Raw genomic sequence first — 25,326 nt, forward strand, 5'->3', positions numbered from 1 at the left:
CCCAGCCCGACCAGCCCGGCGGTGCGCCCGGCGATCTCCCAACCGCGGAAGCGCTGGTAAGGAATCATGCCGTCGCGAAACATATTGCCCGACCGCACATCTGCGTCGGCGGTCACGATATGGCGGGGGGGGGGGCCGCGCAGAACCACCCCCCTCTCCCCGGCCCCGCCGGCGGCTGGGGGCCGGGGGGGGTGCGCCCGGGACGCCCGCCGCGCCGCGGCGGGCGCCGGGCCCGCCACGTGGGACGGATCGATACCCGTCGGTAGGTGTGCAACCATGCCGGGCTGCACACCTACCGGTGGCACATGCGGAACGGGACCGGCATCGGGCGGGGTGACTCCCGCCGGGGCGGGGTTGCTTGGGTCCGCTACGAACTGGTTCACAGACGAGGCGACATTCTTGGACTCGGTCGGTGCCGTCGGGTTGTGGGTGAACGCTTGCGCCGCCGCCATGAGCAGCTGCGTCGCCTGCGCCGGGTTGCTAGCCGCTTGCTGGATTATCGGACTCAACTGGGTCAACGCCGGAAGACCCGGCAGCTGTTGGGCGGGGTTGGGCGGCGGTGTCGCGGGGTCGGCTGCCGCGCTCGGACAAAGCGCGAGCGCGGCAGCCGATGTGGCGACGACTGCGGCCAAACCTTTGGACAGACTCCAAGTGCTTGCCACGGTGTTCTCCCGGTCTTAAGTGATGGTCAGCCGTCTAACAGGTCGCTCAGGGCAGTGCGGCGAGCAACGTCTGCGGTTGATTCGACGGCGCAGCCGGCGCAGGGGCACCTGCGATCGGCAATCCGGGGATGGCTCCCGATGCAAGCCCCGGTAGCGCCGCCTGGGCGAGACCCGGAATGGCTGACGCCAAGCCGGGAAGCGCCGCTGCGGGCGCCGCCGGAGCCGCCGCAGGCGTCAATGGCGCGGTAACTCCCGGGATCGGAGCGTTCACCCCGGGAATGGCTGGAGTTGCAGGTGCGGGAGCTGGTGCGGCTGCGGCTGGTGCGGTGAGCCCCGGGATCGGAGTGTTAACTCCCGGAATGGATGGAACTGCCGCGGGCGCGGGTGCCGCCGCAGCGGGTGCCGGCGAGGTGATCCCCGGGATCGGCGTGTTTACCCCGGGAATCGAGGGAACCGTCGCGGGCGCGGTGGCGGGAGCCGCGGGCGCGGCCGGTGTCAATCCGGGGATCAGGGAGGTCACTCCGGGTGCGGGGTCCGGCGCTCTCGGAGCGGCCAGCGGCGGGGTGGCGCCGAGAGCCGTCGCGAGGTTTTGCAGGATTTGGGGCGCGTTGGCGGCTGAACTGATCAGTTGCTGCGGAATGTTGCTCACGGGGTCCGCCGGCGCCGGTGCCGGGTCTGCGTGGGCGATACCGCCCGTCAATAGTGCGGCGGACGAGCCGACTAAGACCGCGCCGGCGCGTACGTACGTCCAGATGGTTGGCATGACTCTCCCTGGTTGTCGAATGACAGGTCCCCATAGGGCCCGAGCTCGAAGCTATCGCGGTACAGATGTGACTCAAGTGACACGTGTGGCATTTATTGGATCGTTACTGAGACGAGTGGTTGCGGTGACCCGGCACTCGGACGGTCGCTAGAGTCGGGCGGATAGACACCACTACAGCCGCCCCGGCGGCACGCGCGGCCCCGCTGCTGTTGGTCCTCAGCATCGCCGCGCGATTCGCCTGGACCTATTTGGCTCCCAACGGCGCAAACTTCGTCGACCTGCACGTGTACCTGGGCGGTGGAGCGGCGCTCGATAGTCCGGGCACGCTGTACAGCTACGTTTATGCCGACCAGACGCCGGATTTCCCGCTGCCGTTCACCTATCCGCCGTTTGCGGCGGTCGTCTTTTATCCGCTGCATCTGCTGCCGTTCGGCATGGTGGCTTTTATTTGGCAGGTGGCGACCATGGCCGCGCTGTACGGCGCGGTTCGGCTCAGCCAGCGCTTGATGGGCGTTGCTTCGGCTATTGGGGGCCCCGGCGGCCAGCCCGCCGCGATGCTATGGACCGCGGTCGCCATCTGGCTTGAGCCGCTGCGCAGCACCTTCGACTACGGGCAGGTCAACGTGCTGCTGATGTTGGCGGTGCTGTGGGCGGTCTACACCACGCGGTGGTGGCTCTCGGGTCTGCTCGTCGGCGTGGCCTCGGGAATCAAGTTGACCCCGGCGATCGCCGGCGTTTATTTCCTCGGTGTTCGGCGCTGGCGCGCCGCCGCGTTTTCGGCGGTGGTCTTCCTTGCCACCATCGGCGTGTCGCTAGTCGTCATTGGGGATCAGGCCCGGTACTACTTCACCGACCTGCTGGGCGACGCTCGCCGGGTGGGACCGATTGCCACCTCGTTCAATCAGTCATGGCGTGGCGCGATTTCGCGAATCCTCGGTCACGACGCCGGCTTTGGTCCATTGGTCCTGGCAGCGGTTGCCGTGACCGCGGTACTGGCCATCCTGGCCTGGCGGGCGCTCGACTCGTCGGATCATCTCGGCAAGCTGCTGGTGGTCGAATTCTTCGGCCTGCTGCTGTCGCCGATTTCGTGGACCCATCACTGGGTGTGGCTGGTGCCGATGATGATCTGGCTGCTGCATGGACCGCTGCGGGAGCGTCTCGGCGCGCGGATCTTCGGCTGGGGCTGGTTGGCGCTGACCGCGGCCGGCGTGCCGTGGTTGCTGAGCTTCGCTCAACCAACGATCTGGGTGATCAGCCGCCCGTGGTATCTGGCCTGGGCCGGCCTGGTCTACGTGGTGGCGGCGCTGGCGACCCTAGGCTGGATAGCCGCGACGCGCCGAGCGCGCTATTGACGCCGGAAGAGGCGCCCGTGGTTGCGGAACCAAGCGATGTTGCCGTCTGGGCCGCGGACAAAATTAGATCGGGTGCCGACCGGTTTGTTGTCGGGTCCGAGGTCCAGGCCATAGTCAGGCCGGTAGAAGGCCAGCCCCATTGGGCTGCCCGGGTCGCCACTGCCATCGCCCACGGTGCCGTCAAGTTGGCCATTGCCGGCCCGAAATTCGATGACCGCTTGCTCAATAGCGCCGGATTCGTTTACCAGCTCGGCGACGTATCGCCCCTGGTAGGGCGCCAAATCATCGGCGCTGAAGTGCTGCGGTGTGGCGGGCAGGTTGCTGACCCCAGCGAAGCGCCGCAGCGCCCAGTCGTCGGCGAAAAGGTCGATGGCCAGCGCGGCTCCACCTTCGGAATTGGTGAGCAGGGTCATGGCGAAGTTGCGATCGGGCACCAAGAAGAATCCCGAACGCTGCCCGTTCCAGGTGCCGCCGTGCTGCGCGATCGTGACGTTCTCCGCGGATGGCCGCAGCATCCAGGTCACACCCATCCCGGTGAGCTCGACCTGCAGCGTCCCGCCGGCACCCGGATTTGAGCGCATTGCCGTCAGTGCTTGCTGGCTTAGCAGCCGGGTGCCGTTGGGTGCGGTGCCGTCGCCGAGGTGAAACCTGGCGTAGCGCAGCTGATCTCGCACGTTGGAAATGAGCGCCCCAGTTGGATTGCAGCTGCGCGGAAAGGACCAAAAGCCGGTGTCGACAACCGGTTTGCCGTCGACCACGTTGTGGGCGACCGCGACATTCAGACCAATTATCTGATCGGAGAAGTAGTGGGTGTCGCCGAGCTGCAGCGGGTCGAGCAGCAGGTACTGCATCGCCGACTCGTAGGTCGATCCGGTGACGACCTCAATGATCCGGCCCGCTACCACCAAACCCGCGTTGTTGTAAGCGAATACGGCTCCCGGTGGGTTCAGCTGCGGTAGCCGAGTCATTGAGGCGACGTAGCGGGCCAGCGCGTCATCGCCGCGCCCGAAGTCCTGCACATCATCCCCCATCCAGCCCGGGGTGTGATTGAGCAGTTGGCGGACCGTCACCGTGGCGCTGGCCGTTGGGTCGGCAACGGCGAACTCGGGAAGATATCGGCGCACCGGAGCGTCCAGGTCCACCTTGCCCTCATCCACCAGTCGCATCATCGCTGTACCGGTGAATGTCTTTGTGGTGGAACCGATCCGGAACACCGTGTCGGCGTCGACAGGTACCGGATGGTCGATATTGGTGACTCCGTAGCCCTTGACATATTCTTGACCACCGGCCCAGACGCCAACCGCGGCACCCGGGATCCCATACGCCTTCATGCCAGCAGTGATCTTGCTATCGAGCTCGTCAAACGCTGCGGCGAGGCCCGAAGATTTCGACGAGCACGACGACAGGCCGAGTGCCGCTGCTCCCGCCATGGCGCCGCCCAACAGGGCGCGTCGGGTCACCGTCACGGTAGTGGCGGCGCGATGGCGTAGGGCGGCGGCTGTGTCGAGTTGATACAGCTGGTGTCGGGCTGCTGTGGGGCGTTGAAGAACGACGCGATGATCGCGGCGCCGCAGCGGTCGGTGTATATGCCGTGGGCTACGCCGGGGACCGTTACCGAGATGGCATGCGGAAGATGCTGGGCCACATACTGTCCCGATGCCGGTCCGGTCTGCCCGTCATAGCTGCCGGACAACACCAGCGCCGGGAATGTGCCGTCGGCTACCCCGCGCACCCAATCGGCGGCCTTCGGTACATTCCACGCGGAGCAGGCCTGGCGCAGGAACGGTAGTTGCGGCGCTTGGGCGCGCACCGAATCGGGCAGGGCCGCGAAATCCTGTCGGGCGGCACGGAGTTGGTCGTCTTCGGACTCGAACGGCACCCATTCGCTGCACCAGACGCTCAGGGTCAGGCCCCAGCCCATCATCCCGACTCTGCTGGGAGTCGTCCAGACCCAAGCCCAGCGCTGGGCGACCCGCGCCGGATTGCCATGCGCGAGTTCGTCGATCGCGGCGGGCAGTTCGGCCGGGAAGTGGGTGCCCAGGGTGACCATCCAGTTCAGCAGGGTGCCTCCGTCTATGACCACCTTCGTCTCGCCGACCCCCTCGACGTTGACCGTCGTGGTGGTGGGATGCGCCTCGAGTTGGTTGACCAGCCGGACGAAGGTGTCGCCAAGGTTGGGATAGCGTGCTTGGCATTCAGGTTGCACGGTGCACGCGCTCATCATGTTGTCGAATGCTTCCCGCGCGCTGCCCCAGGTCCAACTTGGACTCGCGATCGACGGCGGCGCCACTCCGTCGAGGGCCAGGGACCGGATAGCCGGTGCGTCCAGCCGCGAGTAGAGCAATGCCAGGTCGGTGCCGTAGGAGTGGGAGAACACATTCCACTGATTGATGTGCAGCGCATTGCGCAGATCGATCAGGTCGTAGGCGCTCTCGGTGGAGTTGAAGGCCGCTAGGTCGGCGCCGCCGGCCAGGCGGTCGCGGCAGGTCTTTGCCGCCTGCACATACTCGTCGCCGGTGCTGGCCGCGTCATAGACCAGGCCCACCCGGCGAGCGAAAAACCGATCGATCTCTGGACAGGTCAGCGCGGGCTGCGACGAGTGATTGCCGCGTTGCGACAGCAGGATCAAATCCCGGTTGCGGTTGAGTCCCACGCCGTCGGCGATCGGCGGATCCACGATCGCGTCCTCACCTGGTCCGCCGGTGATAAAGACGATCGGGTCCGCGATTGCCGGCTGAGTTTCCGAGGGAATGACCGCAACCGCCAACCGCAGCGTGCGCCCGCCGGGCTTGGTGCGATTTTCGGGAACCACCAGCGTCGCGCAGTGTGCAGCTTGCAGCTCCGGCACCGGTTGCGGGGTTGCCGGGCAGGGGCCCGGCTGGTACTGCACAGGCGGGTGCGACACCGTTGTTGGCGCCGCCGCCGCTGACGGTTTGCCGCTAGGGGGTGACTCAGAATGTGTGCAGGCTACGCACGTCATTGCCAGCGTTACCGCCAGCGCGAAACCGATTCGGGGCGATCCGTGTAGCGCCATCGCAGGACATGCTCACACATCGCAGCGTCGGCCGGGTACGAAAACGCCTGTTATTTTGCACCGGCGCGTCGAGCGTCACGTTAGCGTGGCTCCCGACGTCCAGCGCCACGCTCGCGTGTCCCCCGCAAGCGGGCGGTACCCCCAGCTCGGCGCAAATGCGGGCCGGGTTAGCTTCCGATCATGTCGTTGATATCGCGTGCCATGTCGATGTCGTTCTTGGTAATGCCACCCGCTGAATGCGTCACTAGTGCGAAAGTCACTGTCCGCCAACGGATATCGATATCAGGGTGATGATCCTTGGCTTCGGCGTGCTCCGCCACCCGGCGCACGGCGTCAATACCGTCGAGAAACGTCGGAAACTTGATCGATCGGCGCAGGGTACCCTCGGCGTGCTTCCAGCCATTCAGGTCGGGCAGTGCGGCGTCTACTTGCTCATCCGTTAACACAGCCATACCTCGACGGTATACCGTCTGGCCATGCCGACCCAGATCGTCGTCGCCGGGGCCATCATCTCCGGTGCAACGGTCCTGGTGGCGCAGCGGGGTCGGCCACCGGAATTGGCGGGTCGGTGGGAACTTCCCGGCGGTAAGGTTGCCACCGGTGAAACCGAGCGTGCCGCGCTGGCTCGCGAGCTGGCCGAGGAACTGGGAGTTGAGGTCAGCGACGTCGCGGTGGGCCACCGCCTCGGCGGCGATGTTCGATTGGATGACACGACGACACTGCGCGCATATCGGGTGCGGCTGCTTCGTGGCGAACCGCACGCGCGCGACCACCGGGCGCTGCGCTGGGTCACGGCGGCCGAACTGCGCGACGTCGACTGGGTGCCGGCCGATCGCGCCTGGCTTGACGACCTGACTCGAGAGCTCTGAGTACGCAGCCCGTTTGCAGCAAACATACAGGCCCAATGAAGGTAGGTACGGTCGACTGGAATGAACAACGTAACAAAAACCTTGACCTTGACTTGCATGCCAGAACCGATCCCGATGGTCTCCCGGGCGGCGTCGTGACGACGGTCGGCCCGCCCCCTGGCGTCGGCGGACCGATCGAGGAATTGCTGGCGCGTAGCGGTCACTTCTTTACGCCGGGTGACTTCTCCGATGATCTGCGCACGGTAACGCGGCGCGGCGGCCGTGAGGGTGACGTCTTCTACCGCGACCGGTGGAGTCACGACAAGGTGGTTCGCTCCACACACGGGGTGAACTGCACGGGCTCCTGCTCGTGGAAGATCTACGTCAAAGACGGGATCATCACCTGGGAAACCCAGCAGACCGATTACCCCTCGGTGGGCTCGGACCGACCCGAATACGAGCCGCGCGGTTGTCCCCGTGGCGCGTCGTTCTCCTGGTACAGCTATTCGCCCACGAGGGTGCGCTATCCGTATGCCCGCGGCGTGCTGGTCGAGATGTTCCGCGAAGCCAAAGCCCGGCTGGGCGACCCGGTGCTGGCCTGGGCTGACATCCAAGCCGATCCGCAGCGTCGTCGCCGCTACCAGCGAGCCCGCGGCAAGGGCGGACTGGTAAGAGTGAGCTGGGCCGAGGCGACCGAGATGATCGCCGCGGCCCACGTGCACACCATCAAGACCTACGGCCCGGACCGGGTCGCCGGCTTCACACCGATTCCGGCGATGTCCATGGTCAGTCATGCGGCGGGCTCCCGGTTCATCGAGCTGATCGGCGGCGTGATGACGTCGTTCTACGACTGGTATGCCGACCTGCCGGTGGCCTCGCCGCAGGTGTTCGGTGACCAGACGGATGTCCCCGAATCCGGAGATTGGTGGGACGCATCGTACTTGGTGATGTGGGGCTCCAACGTCCCGATCACCCGGACCCCCGATGCGCACTGGATGGCCGAGGCCCGTTATCGCGGTACCAAAGTCGTGGTCGTCAGCCCCGACTACGCCGACAACACCAAATTCGCCGACGAGTGGATGCGCTGCGCCGCCGGCACCGACGCCGCGCTGGCCATGGCCATGGGCCACGTGATTCTCACAGAATGCTATGTGCGCAAGCAGGTTCCGTTCTTCATCGACTATGCGCGCCGCTATACCGATTTGCCGTTCCTGATCAAGCTGGAACAGCGCGCCGGCACGCTGGTGCCGGGCAAGTTCTTGACGGCGGCTGACATCGGTGAGGAGGTTGAGAACGCCGCATTCAAACCGGCGCTGCTCGACCAGGTCACCGATGCCGTCGTGGTGCCGCAGGGCTCCTTGGGATTCCGCTTCGGTGAGGACGGCGTCGGAAAATGGAACCTGGACCTGGGGCCGCTGATACCTTCCCTAAGCGCCGAGGGTGTTGATGGTGCGGCATGTGTTGAACTGCCCAGCTTTGACACCGTCGACGGCCATGGTGAGACGGTGTCACGTGGGGTGCCGGTGCGCCGGGTCGGCCAGCATCTGGTGTGCACGGTGTTCGACCTGATGCTCGCCCACTATGGCGTACGGCGCGAGGGGTTGCCGGGCGAATGGCCCACCGGTTACGACGACCCCACCCAGCAGAACACACCGGCCTGGCAGGAGCCGATCACCGGGGTGCCGGCCGCGCAAGCCATCCGCATCGCGAAGGAATTTGCGCGCAACGCAGAGGAATCCGGCGGCCGATCCATGGTCATCATGGGCGGTGGCATCTGCCACTGGTTCCACGGTGACGTCATCTACCGCTCGGTGCTGGCGCTGCTTATGTTGACCGGATCGATGGGACGCAACGGCGGGGGATGGGCGCATTACGTCGGTCAGGAAAAGGTGCGTCCGTTGACCGGGTGGCAGACGATGGCCAACGCCACCGACTGGGTGCGCCCGCCGCGGCAGGTGCCCGGCGCCTCGTATTGGTATGCGCACACCGACCAGTGGCGCTACGACGCCTACGGCGCGGACAAGCTGACCAGCCCGGTGGGCCGCGGCAGGTTCGCCGGAAAACACACGATGGACCTGATGACCTCGGCGACGGCGATGGGCTGGAGCCCGTTCTATCCCCAGTTCGATCGGTCCAGCCTCGACGTCGCCGACGAGGCACGCGCCGCCGGCCGCAGCGTCACGGATTACGTCACCGAACAACTCGCCCAGCGCAAGCTGACACTCTCAATCAGCGATCCCGACAACCCGGTCAACTGGCCGCGCGTACTGACCGTGTGGCGGGCGAACTTGATCGGCTCGTCGGGCAAGGGCGGCGAGTACTTTCTGCGGCATTTGCTGGGGACCGACTCCAACATTCAGTCCGAAGCGGCCGACGGAATTCCGGAGGGCAAGCTCGACCTGATGATGTCGGTCGACTTCCGGATGACGTCGACGACGCTGGTATCCGACGTGGTGCTGCCCGCCGCGACCTGGTACGAAAAGGCGGATCTGTCCAGCACCGACATGCACCCCTACGTGCACGCATTCAGCCCGGCAATCGACCCGCCGTGGGAAACCCGTTCGGATTTCGACGCATTCGCCGCGATCGCGCGGGTGTTCAGTGCGCTGGCCAAGCGCCATCTGGGTACGCGTACCGATGTCGTGTTGACCGCGTTGCAGCACGACACTCCGGACGAGATGGCGTATCCCGATGGCACCGAACGTGATTGGCTGGAAACCGGTGAGGTTCCGGTGCCCGGACGGACAATGGGCAAGCTCACCGTCGTGGAGCGCGACTATGCCGCAACCTACGACAAGTGGGTGACCTTGGGACCGCTCGTCGAGAAGTTCGGCACGACCGTCAAGGGCTACACCGTCCACCCGTTTCGTGAGGTCAGTGAACTGGCCGCCAAATTCGGCGTGATGGATTCCGGTGTGGCCGAGGGACGTCCGGCGATCACCACGGCCCGACGGATGGCCGACACGATCCTCGCTCTGTCGGGAACATGCAACGGGCGGCTCGCCGTCGAGGGATTCCTCGAGCTGGAGAAGCGCACCGGGCAGCGGCTGGCTCATCTGGCCGAGGGCAGCGAGGAACGCCGCATCACCTACGCCGACACCCAGGCACGTCCGGTTCCGGTGATCACCAGCCCGGAATGGTCGGGCAGCGAGACCGGGGGCCGCAGGTATGCCCCGTTCACCATCAATATCGAGCACCTCAAGCCGTTTCACACCCTGACCGGGCGGATGCACTTCTACCTCGCCCACGACTGGATCGAGGAACTCGGCGAACAATTGCCCGTCTACCGGCCACCGCTGGACATGGCGCGGCTGTTCGATGCACCCCAGCTCGGCCCGACCGGCGATGGAATCGGACTTACCGTGCGGTATTTGACGCCGCATTCGAAGTGGTCGTTTCACTCCACCTACCAGGACAACTTGTACATGCTGTCGTTGTCCCGCGGCGGCCCGACGATGTGGATGAGCCCGGGCGACGCGGCGAAAATCAAAGTCCGCGACAATGATTGGGTCGAGGCCGTCAACGCCAATGGCATCTATGTGTGCCGGGCGATCGTGTCGCACCGCATGCCCGATGGGGTGGTGTACGTCTACCACGTGCAGGAGCGCACTGTGGACACGCCGCGCACCGAGAGCAACGGCAAGCGTGGCGGCAACCACAACGCGCTCACCCGCGTGCGCATCAAGCCCAGCCACCTCGCCGGTGGCTACGGCCAGCACGCGTTCGCGTTCAACTACCTGGGTCCCACGGGCAATCAGCGCGATGAAGTGACCGTGGTGCGCCGCCGCAGCCAGGAGGTGACGTACTAAGCAATGAAGATAATGGCGCAGATGGCGATGGTGATGAACCTCGACAAATGCATTGGGTGCCATACCTGTTCGGTGACCTGCAAGCAGGCCTGGACCAATCGCCCGGGAACGGAGTACGTGTGGTTCAACAACGTCGAGACCCGTCCCGGTGTGGGCTATCCGCGCACCTACGAGGACCAGGGTCGGTGGCGCGGGGGATGGATGCGGGATGCGAAGGGCAGGCTCCGGTTACGTGACGGCGGACGTTTCGCAAAGCTGTTGCGCATCTTCGCCAACCCCAAACTGCCCAACCTCGGCGACTACTACGAGCCGTGGACCTACGACTACGAAAACCTGACCCAGGCGCCAGCCGGCGACACCTTTCCGACGGCGGCGCCGCGCAGCCAGATCACCGGCCAGCCGTTGAAGCTGTCGTGGGGCTCGAATTGGGACGACAACCTCGCCGGCTCACCGGAAATCGTGCCCAGCGACCCGATCCTGCAAAAGGTCAGCCACCAGGTGAAGCTGAAGCTCGAAGAGACCTTCATGTTCTATTTGCCGCGCATTTGCGAGCACTGCCTCAATCCGTCGTGCGTGGCCTCGTGTCCATCGGGGGCGATGTACAAGCGCACCGAGGACGGCATCGTGCTGGTCGACCAGGACCGCTGCCGTGGCTGGCGGATGTGCGTGTCCGGATGTCCTTACAAGAAAGTGTATTTCAACCACAAAACCGGCAAGGCTGAAAAGTGCACGCTGTGCTATCCGCGCATCGAGGTGGGGTTGCCGACGGTGTGCTCGGAAACCTGCGTGGGTCGGCTGCGTTACCTCGGGCTGGTTCTTTACGATGTCGACCGAGTGCTCGAGGCGGCGTCGGTGGAAAACGACACCGACCTGTATGAGGCGCAACGCCGGATTCTATTGGACCCCAATGATCCTGAGGTAATCGCGGGTGCGCGGGCGCAGGGCATCTCGGCGGAATGGATCGAAGCCGCGCAGCGGTCTCCGGTGTACGCGTTGATCAACACCTACCGGGTGGCGCTGCCGCTGCACCCGGAATACCGGACCATGCCAATGGTTTGGTACATCCCGCCGCTGTCACCGGTGGTCGATGCCGTCAGCCACGACGGGCACGATGGCGAGGATCTGGGCAATCTGTTCGGCGCCCTGGAGGCACTGCGCATTCCGATCCAGTACCTGGCGGAGCTGTTCACTGCGGGCGACACCGAGGTCGTCGCAGGAGTGCTGCGCAGGTTGGCGGCGATGCGGTCCTATATGCGCGATATCAACCTGGGCCGCGAGACCCAGCCGCACATCCCGCAGGCGGTCGGGATGACCGAGGAACAGATCTACGAGATGTACCGGCTGTTGGCGATCGCGAAATACGAAGAGCGCTATGTCATTCCGACGGCATATGCCGCGGACCTGCCGGGCGCAGAGATGGCCGAGGATACGGGGTGTTCGTTGTCGTTCGACGGTGGACCGGGCATGTACGAACCCGGGCCGATGCCGGTCGCGGTCGAAACTTTCCATGCGTTGCGGCACCGACAAACACAGACGAACCTGCTCAACTGGGACGGCAGGGGTAAGCCCGCCGGCCTCTTCCCGGACAGGGTCGACCGATGAAGCTGTTGTCCCGAGCCCGCGACAGCGCTCTGCAAGACCGGCTGGTGTGGCAGTGCGCCTCCCTGCTGCTCGCCTATCCCGATGACGGCCTGGTGCAACGACTCGACACCGTCGATGAGCTGCTGGGCCATGTCAGCGGACCGGCGGCGGGGCTGCTGGCCCGGACGGCGGCGGCGTTGCGTGCCCGCGATCCGATGGCCGCCGCGGCGCACTACGTCGAGACCTTCGACATGCGCCGGCGCGCCACCATGTACCTGACGTACTGGACCGCTGGCGACACCCGCAACCGCGGTCGCGAGATGCTGACCTTCGCCACCGCATATCGGGACGCTGGTGTCGAGCCGCCACGCCAAGAAGCGCCGGATTACTTGCCCGTCGTACTAGAATTCGCCGCTACTGTCGCTCCCGAGTCTGGTCGCAGGCTGCTCGCCGAGCATCGGGTCCCGATCGACGTGTTGCGTGGCGCCCTGGCTGACGCCAACTCCCCGTACGAACACACCGTGACGGCGGTCTGCCAGACCTTGCCGGCAGCCACCGACCAGGACGTGCGCCGGGCACAGCACCTAGCAGCTTCCGGTCCGCCTGCGGAAGCCGTTGGGCTGCAGCCGTTTACCTTGACCGTCCCGCCCAAACGCGCCGGTGGCCGGGCATGAACCTCCTCGAAATCTTTTGGGACGATGCGCCTTACGTGGTGCTGGCGATCGTTGTCGTGGGCACCTGGTGGCGATATCGGTATGACAAGTTCGGCTGGACCAGCCGCTCGTCGCAACTCTACGAGTCCCGGTTGCTGTCGATCGGTAGTCCGCTGTTTCATTTCGGTAGCCTGGCAGTCATCATGGGCCACGTTGCGGGCCTGCTCATCCCGGAACCGTGGACCCGCACCATCGGGATGAGCGATCACCTGTACCACCTGCAGGCGCTGATGCTCGGCATCCCTGCCGGGGCGGCCACCATCCTCGGCATTGGGCTGTTGATCTACCGGCGGCGCACTCGCGGCGCCGTCGCAATTGCCACCACCCGCAATGACGTGGTGATGTATCTGGTGTTGGTGTGCGCGTTGGTGGCGGGGATGAGCTGCACGCTGATTGGCGCCACCCACTTCGGCGAGCTGCACGACTACCGGCAGAAGGTGTCGGTGTGGTTCCGGTCGATCTGGATCCTCGATCCGCGGGGGGATCTGATGGCCCACGCCGCGCTGTACTACCAGATACACGTGTTCATCGCGCTGATGTTGTTCGCGCTGTGGCCGTTCACCCGGCTGGTACATGTGTTCAGCGCGCCGATCGCCTATCTGTTCCGGCCCTACATCGTCTACCGCAGCCGCGAGGCGGCCGACAAGCACCAGTTGGTCGGTTCAGTGCCGCGCCGCCGCGGCTGGTAGCCGCGCCCGACATTCACACTCGACTGAGCTGCTCGGTTCGCTATTGGTGCGCGGCAACAAATACCTGCCACAATCACCGACGTGCCATTCCGCAATGTCGCCATCGTCGCCCACGTCGACCACGGCAAAACCACCCTGGTCGATGCGATGCTGCGGCAATCGGGTGCCCTGCACGAACGCGGTGAAGTGCAGGAACGCGTCATGGACACCGGTGACCTGGAACGGGAAAAGGGCATCACGATCCTGGCCAAGAACACCGCCGTGCACCGCCAGAACCCGGACGGGACCGTGACGGTGATCAATGTCATCGACACTCCCGGGCACGCCGATTTCGGCGGCGAGGTGGAGCGCGGCCTGTCGATGGTGGATGGGGTGTTGCTGCTGGTGGACGCGTCCGAGGGCCCGTTACCGCAGACGCGGTTCGTGCTGCGCAAGGCGCTGAGCGCTCATCTGCCGGTGATCCTCGTCGTCAACAAGACGGACCGGCCCGACGCCCGCATCGCCGAGGTCGTGGAGGCCAGCCACGACCTGTTGCTCGACGTCGCCAGCGACCTCGACGACGAAGCCGCCAGAGCCGCCGAGCACGCACTGGGCCTGCCGACGCTGTACGCGTCCGGGCGTGCGGGCATCGCGAGCACCATCCAGCCAGAAGACGGCCAGGCTCCCGACGGCACCAACCTGGACCCGCTGTTCCAGGTTCTCGAACAACACGTGCCGGCGCCGCAAGGCGACCCCGAGGCGCCGCTGCAGGCGCTGGTCACCAACCTCGACGCGTCGGCGTTCCTGGGCCGGCTCGCCCTGGTGCGCATCTATAACGGCAAACTGCGCAAAGGCCAACAGGTGGCGTGGATGCGCGAGGTGGACGGGGTGCCCGTGATCACCAGCGCCAAGATCACCGAGCTGCTCGCCACCGAGGGCGTGCAGCGCAGTGCCACCGACGAGGCTGGCGCCGGCGACATCGTCGCGGTCGCGGGCATTCCCGAGATCATGATCGGCGACACGCTGGCCGATCCCGACCATGCGCATGCGCTGCCGCGCATCACCGTCGACGAGCCCGCCATCTCGGTGACGATCGGCACCAACACCTCGCCGTTGGCCGGCAAGGTGTCCGGGCACAAGCTGACCGCACGCATGGTCCGCAGCCGCCTGGACACCGAGTTGGTCGGCAACGTCTCGATCCGGGTCGTCGACATTGGCCGGCCGGACGCGTGGGAGGTGCAGGGCCGTGGCGAGCTGGCGCTGGCGGTGCTGGTCGAGACGATGCGCCGGGAAGGGTTCGAGCTCACGGTCGGCAAGCCGCAGGTGGTCACCAAGACTATCGACGGTCAGCTGCACGAGCCGTTCGAGGCGATGACGATCGACTGTCCCGAGGAATTCGTCGGGGCGATCACCCAATTGATGGCCGGCCGCAAGGGCCGCATGGAGGAGATGACCAACCATGCCGCCGGCTGGGTCCGGATGGATTTCATCGTCCCCAGCCGCGGACTGATCGGCTTCCGCACCGACTTCCTCACGCTTACTCGCGGCACCGGCATCGCCAACGCCGTGTTCGACGGCTATCGGCCGTGGGCGGGGGAGATCCGGGCCCGGCACACCGGGTCTCTGGTATCGGACCGGTCCGGCACCATCACGCCGTTCGCGCTGCTCCAACTCGCCGATCGAGGCCAGTTCTTCGTCGAACCCGGACAGGACACCTACGAGGGCATGGTCGTCGGGATCAACCCGCGTCCGGAGGATCTCGACATCAACGTCACCCGCGAGAAGAAGCTGACCAACATGCGGTCGTCGACCGCAGATGTCATCGAGACGCTGGCCAAGCCCCTGGAGCTCGACCTGGAGCGAGCCATGGAGTTCTGCGCGCCCGACGAATGCGTCGAGGTAACCCCCGAGATCGTGCGGGTCCGCAAGGTCGAACTGGACGCCACCTCACGAGCCCGCAGCCGGGCCCGCGCCAAGGCCCGGGGTTAGGGGTGTCCAAGCCGCGCGAGCGTAACGTCACTGCGAAATCCGGCCAGGAATTTCGCAGCCCCGTTACGCTCGCCGGTCGTCTCGATAACCTGATGGGCGTGCCGAGCCCAGTCCGCCGCGTCTGTATGACGGTCGGCGTGCTGATCGCGCTGGTGGGACTGGCGTTATCGGCGTGCACGGTCAGTCCGCCGCCCGCCCCGCAAAGCACCGATACACCGCACACCACACCGCCACCACCGCCGCACCCTACCCAGATCATCATGGGGATCGATTCGATCGGCGCGGGGTTCAACCCGCACCTGCTTTCCGATCTGTCGCCGGTGAACGCGGCCATCAGCGCGCTGGTATTACCTAGCGCGTTTCGCCCGGTGCCCGATCCGAACTCGCCGACGGGTTCGCGCTGGGAGATGGACCCGACCCTGCTGGTGTCCGCGGACGTGACGAGCGAAAAGCCGTTCACCGTCACGTACAAGATCCGGCCCGAGGCGCAGTGGACCGACAACGCACCGATCGCCGCCGACGACTTCTGGTACCTGTGGCGGCAGATGGTCAGTCAGCCGGGGGTGGTTGATCCGGCCGGCTATGACCTGATCACCTCCGTGCAGTCGCTGGAGGGCGGCAAGCAGGCTGTCGTCACCTTCTCGCAGCCGTATCCGGCGTGGCGGGAGTTGTTCAGCAACATCCTGCCGGCCCACATCGTCAAGGACGCGCCGGGTGGTTTCGCGGCCGGGCTGGCCCGGGCGCTGCCGGTCACCGGTGGTCAGTTCCGAGTGGAGACCATTGACCCGCAGCGCGATGAGATCCTGATCGCCCGCAATGACCGCTACTGGGGGCCGCCCGCCAAGCCGGGTCTCATCCAATTCCGGCGCGCCGGGGCGCCCGCCGCGCTGGCCGATTCCGTGCGCAACGGCGATACCCAGGTGGCCCAGGTGCATGGCGGCTCGGCAGCCTTCGCCCAGCTGTCGGCGATCCCCGACGTACGGACCGCGCGGATCGTGACACCGCGGGTCATGCAGCTCACGCTGCGGGCAAACGAGCCAAAGCTGGCCGACGCGCAGGTCCGCAAGGCGATCTTGGGATTGCTCGATGTTGACCTGCTCGCCGCGGTCGGCGCCGGCAGCGACAACACCGTCACCTTGGACCAGGCGCAGATTCGTTCGCCGAGCGACCCCGGGTATGTGCCGACGGCGCCGCCGGCCATCGGAACCACGGCTGCGCTGAGCCTGCTTGCCGCGGCGGGATACCAGATCGAGAGCAACACGTCGGCCTCGCCGGTGCCGCCGGGACCCGATTCGACGACCACGCCGGTCAGTACCGGGCCGCCCGAGGTCATCCGGGGCCGGATCAGCAAGGACGGCAAACAGCTCTCCCTGGTGATCGGCGTGGCCGCCAACGACCCGACCTCGGTGGCCGTCGCCAACACCGCCGCCGACCAGTTGCGCAACGTGGGGATCGCCGCGAGCGTATTGGCGCTGGATCCGGTGACGCTGTATGGCGGCGCATTGAACGACCACCGCGTCGACGCCCTCGTGGGCTGGCACCAGGCCGGCGGAAACCTGGCGACATCGCTGGCGTCTCGGTACGGCTGCCACGCATTGCAGGCGACGACGGTGCCGACCACCGGTACGCCGACCACATCACTGTCTGGTCCAGCTGGTTCGTCTTCGGCGCCGACACAACCGACGACGCCGGCCCCGGTATCAACCCAACCTAGCCGGCCACCAGACCCGGGCGCGCTCGTGCAAGCGCCGTCGAATCTCACTGGGATCTGTGATCGCAGCATCCAGGCCAACATCGACGCGGCCCTCAACGGCAGCAAGAACATCAATGACGTGATCACGGCCGTCGAGCCACGGCTGTGGAACATGTCGACGGTCTTACCGATCCTGCAGGACACCACGATCGTCGCGGCGGGCCCGAGCGTACAGAACGTCAGCCTGTCCGGGGCGGTTCCGGTTGGCATCGTCGGCGACGCCGGCCAATGGGTCAAGACCGGGTCATAAGACGGGATTTGCTTGCTGTATAACGTATTTGGTTAACGACTGCTCGCCGCCGGTGGGCGCCAGGTGCGCACCGCGTGGCCGACTGGTCCCCCCCTTGCGACGAATCGTTATCAACGGATTGTGGCGAAACCGCCGAGGCGGCCCACGAATCGCGATACGCTCCGCCTTGGGGGTGCACCCGATCGGGCCGGGATGCCAGCAAATGATTTCGCAGCTGGTGGTGTGGGGAGGTCTGGGTGTCCTTTTTGTTTGCAGAGCCGCAAGTTTTGGCAACGGCGGCAACGGATTTGGTAAGTATTGGTTCGACGATAGGTGCGGCTAGCACCGCGGCCGCGTCGGCGACGAGCAGCGTGATCCCAGCGGGCCTCGACGAGGTATCGGCGGCCATCGCGGCACTGTTCGGGTCCCACGGGCAGGCATATCAGGCGGTCAGCGCGCAGGTGGCTCGCTTTCATGACGAGTTCGTCCGGGCCCTGAATGCGAGCGCGGCTGCGTATGCGGGCGCGGAGGGCGCGAATGTGCAGGCGATTCTGGCGAGCGGTGAGCTGGCCATCAATCAGTCCTTGGCGGCCAACGGGATGGCGTTGCAGCAGGCCATTTTCGGCACCGGGTTGGTGCAGACCGGTGAGTCGCTGGCCGGCAGCTTCAACGCTGCGCTGTCCGGGTTGGGTGCCCAGCTGAATGCGGCCGTTTCGGGCAGCTTCAGCGGTGGGCTGTCTGTCGTGCCCGGCCCATTCGGTGCGGCGTTGACGCAGCTGGCCCAGACCGGAGGGACGCTAGCGGGCAGTTTGAATGGTGGGCTGCCGGCGTTCGGCGCAGCCTTGCAGACCAGTTTCAGTGGCGGAATTCCGGGCCTTTCGGTTCTGTTCCAGAGCATGGTTCCTGGGCCCATTCAGGCGGTGCTGACGGGCTCCTCGAGCGGCGTATTACAGCAAATCGAGCAAGCAGAGATTGGCTTTAACACCAATCTGGTCGATGCTGAGCTGGCCTTCAATCAGTCTTTGGTTGCCAACGAGATGGCGTTGCAACAGGCCGTTTTTGGCACCGATAACGCGCTTAATGGGGTGATCAACAACGGTTTTGGCATCGTAAACTCGCTAGTCGGTACTGGTGAGCAATTCGTGAACATCGTCTTCGGTGCGCAAGTCCCGGCTAGCTTCAACGCCAGCTTGTCCATCGGTGGTTCCGCCGAAGGCGGTACTCAGCTCGGCGGCTTTGCGGGCGCGATAATGCATACGTTCATGCTCAACGCCAACCTGCTGGGACTGGCCGGAGGCGCGGCGTCGCCGGTGCTGGTGGCGTTGGGTGTGAATGCGCCCGTCCAGGCGATGCTGGGCGCGCCCGCCGGTTTTGTGGAGCAGCTAGCGCAGGGTCTGGTCGGCTTTAACGCCAACCTGATCAGCAATGAGCTCGCCTTCAACCAAGCTTTGGTCGCCAACGAGATGGCATTGCAGCAGGGCCTCTTCGGGACCAATACGGCCCTCAACGGCGTGATCAACCGCGGCTTTAACCTCGGCAACCTGGTGATCGGTACCGGAGAACAGTTCGTCAACGTCGTCTTGGGTGCGCCGACGCCGGAGGAATTCACTGTCAGCCTTATTGCCGGCGAGGAAGGGCAAGTCTTCAGCAGCGGAGAGATCGGCGGTGTTTTGGGAGCCGTACAACAGAAATTCATGCTCGACGCTCAGCTGGTCGGCCTCGTCATGGGCGGTGGCTCAACCGATGTCCCCAGCGTCCCGCCCGAGATCCCGGAGGGCCCCGGCGAAGGCCCCGGCGAGGGTCCCGGCGGCGGCGAGGGCGAGACCACCAACTGAGCGCTGCTCAATTACTTTGTGCTGCACGAGTTCTCGGCGGTATAACGGTGTCGACGATCAGCGCCAGCTCCCGGCGGTTCGGCGGTGACCCGGTGAGCATGAAGTGCTGGTTGATCAAAGCGGGTCCGATTCGCGCCGACAACGACGTGAGGGTAGCCGGGTCGATGTCGCCTTCGCGGACGGCGGCTTGCAGGATCGACTCGACGATCTTCAAACGTGGGCCCACCACTGCGTCGGCGAAGATGGCGCGCAGCTCGGGCTCGTGCAGCAGCTGACTGACAATGTCCAGGCCAGGAAAGTCGGTCTTGCCGGCCAGTACATCACGATGGGCAGTGAACACGGCCAGCAGGTTCTCTCGGGCCGACCGGTTGGGCCGCGGTCCGGGCAGCTGCGGGACCGCATGATGTAGAGCGGCCTGCACCAGGTCGTGCTTGCTCGCCCAGCGCCGGTACAAGGCGGCTTTGCCGGTTTGGGCGCGCGCGGCGATCCCTTCCATCGTCAGACCGCCATACCCGACCGCAGCCAATTCGGCCAGGGTCGCCGCGTAGAGCGCACGTTCGAGCACCTCACCCCGGCGGCGACTTCGGCTGGCATTCGATATGGATTGGGAGAGCTGGGCCATCGTTCAATAGTAGTCAGTCGCGTTCCTATTTGTTGCGAACGGACACAACGGCGCCGACCGCGCGTCCGGCCAAGGCGGCCAAGCCATGCCGCGATCACCGGGGTGTTCTGGCCCAGAAAGTTAGTGGCTACCAAGGTCGTCAACAAGGCCCGCTTGGCGGCGATTACCGGTGGCGGCACGGTCATCGCAAACGCCGTCTCGTAGGCCGCGGTTGCGGTCCGATCTCTGGTGGCAGTGCGGCGAAATCCATTGCGTACCACTTCCTTAGGGAATATTATAGACGTATACGTTCACTAACAAGTCTGAGCATAGCGGCCAGCGTCTACAACGAGCGAGTTTTCCGGCGCCGTCCGGCCGGCGGGTAGGGTGCGTCCATGTCTGAGACGCCGCGGCTGCTATTCGTGCATGCCCACCCCGACGACGAGAGCCTCAGCAATGGCGCCACCATCGCCCACTACACCGCTCGCGGCGCACAGGTCCATGTCGTCACGTGCACGCTGGGCGAGGAAGGTGAGGTCATCGGTGACCGTTGGGCCCAGCTCGCGGTCGATCACGCCGATCAACTCGGCGGCTACCGCATCGGCGAGCTCACCGCGGCATTGCATGCGCTAGGGGTCAGCGGCCCCATCTACTTGGGCGGCGCCGGCCGTTGGCGCGACTCCGGCATGGCCGGCACCGAGCGACGCAGCCGGCGCAGGTTCGTCGACGCCGACGAACGGGAAGCCGTGGGAGCGCTGGTCGCGATCATTCGCGAGCTGCGGCCGCATGTGGTCGTGACCTACGACCCCAACGGCGGCTACGGCCATCCCGACCACGTGCACACCCACACCGTCACCACGGCCGCGGTGGCTCAAGCCGGTTCTCGAGCAGCGGCCGGCGACCTCCCGGGCGAGCCGTGGATGGTGCCGAAGTTCTACTGGACGGTTTTAGCGGCGAACGCAATAGTTTCGGGCGTGCGCGCGCTGGTGCCCGAAGATTTGCGACCCGAGTGGATGCTGCCGCCAGAAGAGATCCCGTTCGCGTACGCCGACGACGACATCGACGCCATCATCGAAACCGACGCGAACACACACGCCGCCAAGGTCGCCGCCCTCGCCGCGCATGCCACCCAGGTCGTCGTGGGACCGACCGGCCGGGCGTGCGCCCTGTCGAACAATCTGGCGCTGCCCATCCTGGCGCAGGAACACTACATTCTTGTCGCCGGTTCCGCGGGCGATCGTGATGAGCGTGGCTGGGAAACGGATCTGCTCGCCGGTCTGGGCTTCGCTGACTCTGGCGCATAGGCTGTCCGTATGGACCCCGACCTGGACCCCAACCTGCAGCACTGGCAAGACCGACTGGACAGTCTGCAGTGGGTTCTCGGCTCGATACTCTCTCAGATCGACAGCGTCCCGACCTGACCGCAACCAAACCGCGCGCGCTGCCGAGCGAAGAGGCCAGCGCGACAGATCCCGCAATTCGGTTCGTCATCCTGGCGATATTGGCCGTCGACGGACTTTTATCTGCACTAGCCGGTGCGCTGCTGCTGCCTTCCTATATCGGCTCGGTTCCATTTCCGGTCAGCGCTTTGATCAGTGGATTGGTCAATGCGGCCCTGGTGTGGGCCGCCGGGCGGTGGACTCGCTCGCCGAGGGTGGCCGCGTTGCCGTTGTGGACGTGGCTGCTCACGGTGGCGGCGATGAGCCTGGGGGGTCCCGGTGACGATGTGATCCTGGGCGGCCAGGGCCTGATGGCGTACGGGGCTCTGATCCTCATCGTGTTAGGGGTTGGGCCGCCAGCGTGGGTGCTGTGGCGGCGCAGAGTCCACGACTGATCGCTAGACCACGGAGCCAAAAGGCGGGAACGGCGGTAAGAAGCCGCGTATCCACTGGTACTCGTAATAGAGGAAGTTGTTGATCGACTGCGTCGTGGCCGACCAGACGTTGCTGAGCCCTTGGCTGAACGCGATCTGTCCGCTCAGCCAGTCGAGCGAGTTGAACAGGACGCTCTGCACCAACGGCTCGAACGCGTAGTAGAAGATATTGATCTGCGGCGCCAGGATGCCGATCCAGGGCAGCCAACCGGCCGCCCATGCGGCGAGGTTGAAGCCGTACTGCACCCACGGCTCGTAGGTGATGTAGAAGTTCTCGATGGCGGTGGCCCATGACACCGGTATGACAGCCGCCGGTGCCGCCGCCGCGCCGGTTGTCGCGCCACCTAAGGGCCCCAGCAACCCGCTCGAGGCTGCCAAGGCGCCGAGCCCCCCGGTGGGAGTGAGCGCCAGCGCGCTGGGCCCTAGGACGCCGGCGACGGCACTCTCAACCCGTGCGACGGCATTCGAAGCACTGGCCACGATGCCGTTCTCGGTTAGCGGCAGCTGGCCGAGCAGCTCCGCGGCTGGGGACTTCATCGCAACGGCCAAGGTGTTCGCGGCGCTGCTCTCGGCGGATGCATACGAGTTCGCTCCCGCGTTCAGCGCCGTCACAATCTGGTCGTGGAACGTGGACAGCTGCGCGCTGATCTGCTGGTAGCCCTGGCCATGTGCGGACAAAAGGGCGGCGACCTGCGTCGAAACAGCATCGGCGGCCGATGCCAGGACTCCAGTTGTAGGGAGCGACGCCGCGGCATTGGCGGCACTGATGTTCGAACCGATGCCGGCAATGTCCGAAGCCGCGGCGGCCAGCGCCTCCGGTGCGGCGAACATGAACGACATCCCGTGATCGTATCGCGATCGGCCTTCGTACGTGCCCGTTACTGGCGCAGGACGGTCGATCGCGTCTTGCTCGCAGCCTGGCGCTACTGTTGCGGATATGGCACCAGGGATGAAACCAGATCGCGGGGAAGTTACACCAACGTGCCAGTGAGATCTGGGCCACCAGAGCCTCCGGGCCGAGAGCCCACCGCTTTGCCTAGCCCCGTCGTCCCGCCCAAGCCGAATACTTCGGCGCTGCGCCGAGTGCTGCGGCGGGCTCGAGACGGTGTGGTGCTCAACGTCGAGGAGGCGGCGGTCGCGATGACCGCGCGCGGCGACGACCTGGCTGACCTGTGTGCGAGTGCGGCGCGGGTGCGTGATGCGGGGTTGAAGTCGGCGGGACGCTACGGCGCGGGTGGTCGGCTGCCGATCAGTTATTCGCGCAAGGTATTCATCCCGGTCACCCATCTGTGCCGCGACAATTGCCACTACTGCACATTCGTCACAGTGCCGGGCAAGCTGCGTGCCCAAGGCGCCGGCATGTATATGGAGCCCGACGAGATTCTCGATGCCGCCCGCCGAGGACGTGAACTAGGTTGTAAGGAAGCGCTATTCACGCTTGGCGATCGTCCCGAAGATCGCTGGCCTGAGGCGCGCCAATGGCTCGCCGAACGGGGCTACGACTCGACGCTGTCCTACGTGCGTGCAATGGCCATCCGGGTGCTGGAGGAAACCGGGCTGTTGCCGCACCTGAACCCCGGCGTGATGAGCTGGTCGGAGATGTCGCGGCTCAAACCGGTGGCCCCCTCGATGGGCATGATGTTGGAGACGACGTCACGGCGGCTGTTCGAAACCAAAGGGCTCGCGCACTACGGCAGCCCGGACAAAGACCCGGCGGTGCGGCTGCGCGCGCTGACCGACGCCGGGCGGCTGTCCATTCCGTTCACCACCGGTCTGCTGGTCGGCATCGGCGAGACGCTGGCCGAGCGCGCTGACACGTTGCACGCGATTCGCAAGTCGCACAAGGAGTTCGGACACATCCAAGAAGTGATCGTGCAGAACTTCCGGGCCAAGGAACACACCGCGATGGCCGACGTCCCCGATGCCGGCATCGAGGACTACCTGGCCACGGTGGCGGTTGCGCGGCTGGTGCTCGGCCCGGGGATGCGCATTCAGGCGCCCCCGAACCTGGTGTCGCGTGACGAATGTCTGGCTTTGGTGGCCGCCGGTGTCGACGACTGGGGTGGCGTCTCACCACTGACGCCCGACCATGTCAACCCCGAAAGGCCCTGGCCCACTTTGGATGAGCTGGCCGCCGTCACCGCGGAGGCCGGCTACGAGCTGGTGCAGCGGTTGACCGCGCAACCGAAATACGTGCAGGCGGGCGCGGCGTGGATCGACCCGCGGGTGCGGGGACATGTTGTGGCGCTTGCCGATCCGGCGACCGGTTTTGCCCGCGACGTCAACCCGGTGGGGATGCCGTGGCAGGAGCCCGACGATGTGGCGTCCTTCGGCCGGGTCGACCTCAATGCTGCGATCGACACCGAGGGCCGCAGCACCGAGGCCCGCAGCGATCTGGACAGTGCCTTCGGTGACTGGGAGTCGATCCGGACGCGGGTGCACGAGTTGGCGGTCAGCGCTCCCGAACGCATCGACACCGATGTGCTCGCGGCGCTAAGTTCGGCCGAACGAGCCCCAGCCGGCTGCACCGACGACGAATATCTGGCGCTGGCGACCGCCGACGGGCCTGCGCTGGAAGCGGTTGCCGCGCTCGCGGATTCGCTGCGCCGCGATGTCGTCGGCGACGACGTCACCTTCGTGGTGAACCGCAACATCAATTTCACCAACATCTGTTACACCGGCTGCCGGTTCTGCGCGTTCGCCCAGCGCAAGGGCGACGCAGACGCGTATTCACTGTCCACCGAAGAGGTTGCCGAACGCGCGTGGGAGGCCCACGTCGCCGGTGCCACCGAGGTGTGCATGCAGGGCGGGATCGACCCAGAGCTGCCGGTGACCGGCTACGCCGAGCTGGTGCGGGCCGTCAAGACCCGGGTGCCGTCGATGCATGTGCACGCGTTCTCCCCGATGGAGATTGCCAACGGCGTCACCAAGAGTGGGCTGAGCATTCGCGAGTGGCTGATCAGCCTGCGCGAGGCCGGGCTGGGCACCATCCCCGGCACCGCCGCGGAAATCCTTGACGACGAGGTGCGTTGGGTGCTCACCAAGGGCAAGTTGCCGACGTCGCTGTGGATCGAAATCGTCACCACCGCACATGAAGTGGGCCTGCGGTCGTCATCGACGATGATGTACGGCCATGTCGACAGCCCTCGCCACTGGGTCGCCCACCTCAATGTGCTGCGCGACATTCAGGATCGCACCGGCGGATTCACCGAGTTCGTGCCGCTGCCGTTCGTGCACCAGAATTCGCCGTTGTATCTGGCGGGGGCGGCTCGGCCGGGGCCGAGCCATCGCGACAATCGTGCCGTGCATGCTCTTGCACGGATCATGTTGCACGGGCGCATCTCCCACATCCAGACCAGCTGGGTGAAGCTGGGTGTCGAGCGCACCCAGGTGATGCTCAACGGCGGCGCCAACGACCTGGGCGGCACGCTGATGGAGGAAACCATCTCGCGGATGGCCGGTTCCGAATACGGGTCAGCGAAGACCGTCGCCGAACTGGTCGCGATCGCGGCGGGCATCGGCCGGCCCGCACGCCAGCGCACCACTACTTATTCCGCCGCGAGCGTGCGTGTCTGTGCGGGGACACGCCGTTAGGCCCGGCATTTTGCGCACCTTC

General features: G+C 65.8%; 18 protein-coding genes and 2 pseudogenes. 12 read left to right on the top strand and 8 right to left on the bottom strand.

From position 1 onward, the window contains the following. Both MSIMFI_RS13395 and MSIMFI_RS13400 read right to left on the bottom strand, forming a co-directional pair. A pseudogene (locus MSIMFI_RS13395) lies at positions 1 to 662 on the bottom strand (hypothetical protein); the annotation flags it as partial. 46 nt (positions 663 to 708) lie between these two features. Then, a complete protein-coding gene (locus MSIMFI_RS13400; protein WP_186242260.1) occupies positions 709 to 1,425 on the bottom strand; it encodes a hypothetical protein in 717 nt (238 codons plus the stop codon). Positions 1,426 to 1,586: 161 nt separating this feature from the next. On the opposite strand from MSIMFI_RS13400, the gene MSIMFI_RS13405 reads away from it, so the two are divergent. Beyond that, complete coding sequence (locus MSIMFI_RS13405) at positions 1,587 to 2,777, top strand: mannosyltransferase (RefSeq protein WP_191498177.1); 1,191 nt, start codon at positions 1,587 to 1,589, stop codon at positions 2,775 to 2,777. Here the strand turns inward: MSIMFI_RS13405 and MSIMFI_RS13410 are convergent. From MSIMFI_RS13410 to MSIMFI_RS13420, 3 genes are all read right to left on the bottom strand, one after another. Then, a complete protein-coding gene (locus tag MSIMFI_RS13410) occupies positions 2,771 to 4,207 on the bottom strand; it encodes a serine hydrolase domain-containing protein (protein WP_191498178.1) in 1,437 nt (478 codons plus the stop codon). The genes MSIMFI_RS13405 and MSIMFI_RS13410 overlap by 7 nt on opposite strands. A gap of 32 nt (positions 4,208 to 4,239) precedes the next feature. Then, a complete protein-coding gene (locus MSIMFI_RS13415) occupies positions 4,240 to 5,625 on the bottom strand; it encodes an alpha/beta fold hydrolase (protein ID WP_224770179.1) in 1,386 nt (461 codons plus the stop codon). A gap of 353 nt (positions 5,626 to 5,978) precedes the next feature. After that, positions 5,979 to 6,263, bottom strand: a complete 285-nt coding sequence (locus tag MSIMFI_RS13420; RefSeq protein ID WP_186242261.1) for a 4a-hydroxytetrahydrobiopterin dehydratase — start codon at positions 6,261 to 6,263, stop codon at positions 5,979 to 5,981. Between the two features lie 24 nt (positions 6,264 to 6,287). Here MSIMFI_RS13420 and MSIMFI_RS13425 point away from each other — a divergent pair, with 24 nt between their 5' ends. From MSIMFI_RS13425 to MSIMFI_RS13460, 8 genes are all read left to right on the top strand, one after another. Beyond that, positions 6,288 to 6,680: a (deoxy)nucleoside triphosphate pyrophosphohydrolase gene (locus MSIMFI_RS13425; RefSeq protein ID WP_186242262.1), complete on the top strand. Its 393-nt coding sequence runs from the start codon at positions 6,288 to 6,290 to the stop codon at positions 6,678 to 6,680. A gap of 35 nt (positions 6,681 to 6,715) precedes the next feature. Further along, entirely contained in the window at positions 6,716 to 10,468 is a 3,753-nt protein-coding gene (locus MSIMFI_RS13430; RefSeq protein ID WP_224770180.1) for a nitrate reductase subunit alpha, read from the top strand. 3 nt (positions 10,469 to 10,471) lie between these two features. Further along, positions 10,472 to 12,070 (top strand): nitrate reductase subunit beta, encoded by a 1,599-nt coding sequence (narH, locus tag MSIMFI_RS13435; RefSeq protein ID WP_191497566.1) that lies wholly within the window; start codon positions 10,472 to 10,474, stop codon positions 12,068 to 12,070. Further along, positions 12,067 to 12,723, top strand: a complete 657-nt coding sequence (gene narJ, locus MSIMFI_RS13440; protein WP_191497567.1) for a nitrate reductase molybdenum cofactor assembly chaperone — start codon at positions 12,067 to 12,069, stop codon at positions 12,721 to 12,723. The genes narH and narJ overlap by 4 nt, the downstream gene beginning before the upstream one ends. After that, positions 12,720 to 13,451: a respiratory nitrate reductase subunit gamma gene (gene narI / locus MSIMFI_RS13445; RefSeq protein ID WP_191497568.1), complete on the top strand. Its 732-nt coding sequence runs from the start codon at positions 12,720 to 12,722 to the stop codon at positions 13,449 to 13,451. Before narJ ends, narI begins: the two co-directional genes overlap by 4 nt. Before the next feature lie 81 nt (positions 13,452 to 13,532). Further along, a complete protein-coding gene (gene typA / locus MSIMFI_RS13450) occupies positions 13,533 to 15,419 on the top strand; it encodes a translational GTPase TypA (protein WP_191497569.1) in 1,887 nt (628 codons plus the stop codon). 92 nt (positions 15,420 to 15,511) lie between these two features. After that, the gene (locus tag MSIMFI_RS13455) at positions 15,512 to 17,422 is read left to right on the top strand and encodes an ABC transporter family substrate-binding protein (protein ID WP_191497570.1); all 1,911 of its coding nucleotides are present in this window, start codon (positions 15,512 to 15,514) and stop codon (positions 17,420 to 17,422) included. A 236-nt stretch (positions 17,423 to 17,658) separates the two neighbouring features. Next, positions 17,659 to 19,236, top strand: a complete 1,578-nt coding sequence (locus tag MSIMFI_RS13460; protein ID WP_191497571.1) for a PE family protein — start codon at positions 17,659 to 17,661, stop codon at positions 19,234 to 19,236. A gap of 7 nt (positions 19,237 to 19,243) precedes the next feature. On the opposite strand, the gene MSIMFI_RS13465 is transcribed toward MSIMFI_RS13460, so the two are convergent. Continuing rightward, positions 19,244 to 19,858, bottom strand: a complete 615-nt coding sequence (locus MSIMFI_RS13465; RefSeq protein ID WP_186242269.1) for a TetR/AcrR family transcriptional regulator — start codon at positions 19,856 to 19,858, stop codon at positions 19,244 to 19,246. A gap of 86 nt (positions 19,859 to 19,944) precedes the next feature. Next, positions 19,945 to 20,067 (bottom strand): annotated as a pseudogene (locus tag MSIMFI_RS13470) (PPE domain-containing protein); the annotation flags it as partial. Positions 20,068 to 20,232: 165 nt separating this feature from the next. Here MSIMFI_RS13470 and mshB point away from each other — a divergent pair. Both mshB and MSIMFI_RS13480 read left to right on the top strand, forming a co-directional pair. Beyond that, positions 20,233 to 21,141 carry an N-acetyl-1-D-myo-inositol-2-amino-2-deoxy-alpha-D-glucopyranoside deacetylase gene (gene mshB / locus MSIMFI_RS13475; RefSeq protein WP_191497572.1) on the top strand — a complete coding sequence of 303 codons (909 nt, stop codon included), beginning with the start codon at positions 20,233 to 20,235 and terminating at the stop codon, positions 21,139 to 21,141. Positions 21,142 to 21,209: 68 nt separating this feature from the next. Continuing rightward, positions 21,210 to 21,671, top strand: a complete 462-nt coding sequence (locus MSIMFI_RS13480; RefSeq protein WP_191497573.1) for a hypothetical protein — start codon at positions 21,210 to 21,212, stop codon at positions 21,669 to 21,671. Positions 21,672 to 21,674: 3 nt separating this feature from the next. Here the strand turns inward: MSIMFI_RS13480 and MSIMFI_RS13485 are convergent, their stop codons facing one another. Next, complete coding sequence (locus MSIMFI_RS13485; RefSeq protein ID WP_191497574.1) at positions 21,675 to 22,550, bottom strand: PE family protein; 876 nt, start codon at positions 22,548 to 22,550, stop codon at positions 21,675 to 21,677. A gap of 147 nt (positions 22,551 to 22,697) precedes the next feature. On the opposite strand from MSIMFI_RS13485, the gene MSIMFI_RS13490 reads away from it, so the two are divergent. Next, positions 22,698 to 25,304 carry a bifunctional FO biosynthesis protein CofGH gene (locus tag MSIMFI_RS13490; protein WP_191498181.1) on the top strand — a complete coding sequence of 869 codons (2,607 nt, stop codon included), beginning with the start codon at positions 22,698 to 22,700 and terminating at the stop codon, positions 25,302 to 25,304. Positions 25,305 to 25,326: the final 22 nt, after the last annotated feature.

Origin of the sequence: Mycobacterium simulans (genome assembly GCF_900232995.1) — a bacterium.
Classification (GTDB): domain Bacteria; phylum Actinomycetota; class Actinomycetes; order Mycobacteriales; family Mycobacteriaceae; genus Mycobacterium; species Mycobacterium simulans.

Excerpts from the sequence above, each read along its gene's own strand:
- narH (WP_191497566.1), top strand. The coding sequence starts at position 10,472 with ATGAAGATAATGGCGCAGATGGCGATGGTGATGAACCTCGACAAATGC.
- MSIMFI_RS13400 (WP_186242260.1), bottom strand. The coding sequence starts at position 1,425 with ATGCCAACCATCTGGACGTACGTACGCGCCGGCGCGGTCTTAGTCGGC.
- MSIMFI_RS13455 (WP_191497570.1), top strand. The coding sequence starts at position 15,512 with ATGGGCGTGCCGAGCCCAGTCCGCCGCGTCTGTATGACGGTCGGCGTG.
- MSIMFI_RS13430 (WP_224770180.1), top strand. The coding sequence starts at position 6,716 with ATGAAGGTAGGTACGGTCGACTGGAATGAACAACGTAACAAAAACCTT.
- MSIMFI_RS13465 (WP_186242269.1), bottom strand. The coding sequence starts at position 19,858 with ATGGCCCAGCTCTCCCAATCCATATCGAATGCCAGCCGAAGTCGCCGC.
- narJ (WP_191497567.1), top strand. The coding sequence starts at position 12,067 with ATGAAGCTGTTGTCCCGAGCCCGCGACAGCGCTCTGCAAGACCGGCTG.
- MSIMFI_RS13485 (WP_191497574.1), bottom strand. The coding sequence starts at position 22,550 with ATGTCGTTCATGTTCGCCGCACCGGAGGCGCTGGCCGCCGCGGCTTCG.
- narI (WP_191497568.1), top strand. The coding sequence starts at position 12,720 with ATGAACCTCCTCGAAATCTTTTGGGACGATGCGCCTTACGTGGTGCTG.
- mshB (WP_191497572.1), top strand. The coding sequence starts at position 20,233 with ATGTCTGAGACGCCGCGGCTGCTATTCGTGCATGCCCACCCCGACGAC.
- MSIMFI_RS13420 (WP_186242261.1), bottom strand. The coding sequence starts at position 6,263 with ATGGCTGTGTTAACGGATGAGCAAGTAGACGCCGCACTGCCCGACCTG.
- MSIMFI_RS13410 (WP_191498178.1), bottom strand. The coding sequence starts at position 4,207 with ATGGCGGGAGCAGCGGCACTCGGCCTGTCGTCGTGCTCGTCGAAATCT.
- MSIMFI_RS13425 (WP_186242262.1), top strand. The coding sequence starts at position 6,288 with ATGCCGACCCAGATCGTCGTCGCCGGGGCCATCATCTCCGGTGCAACG.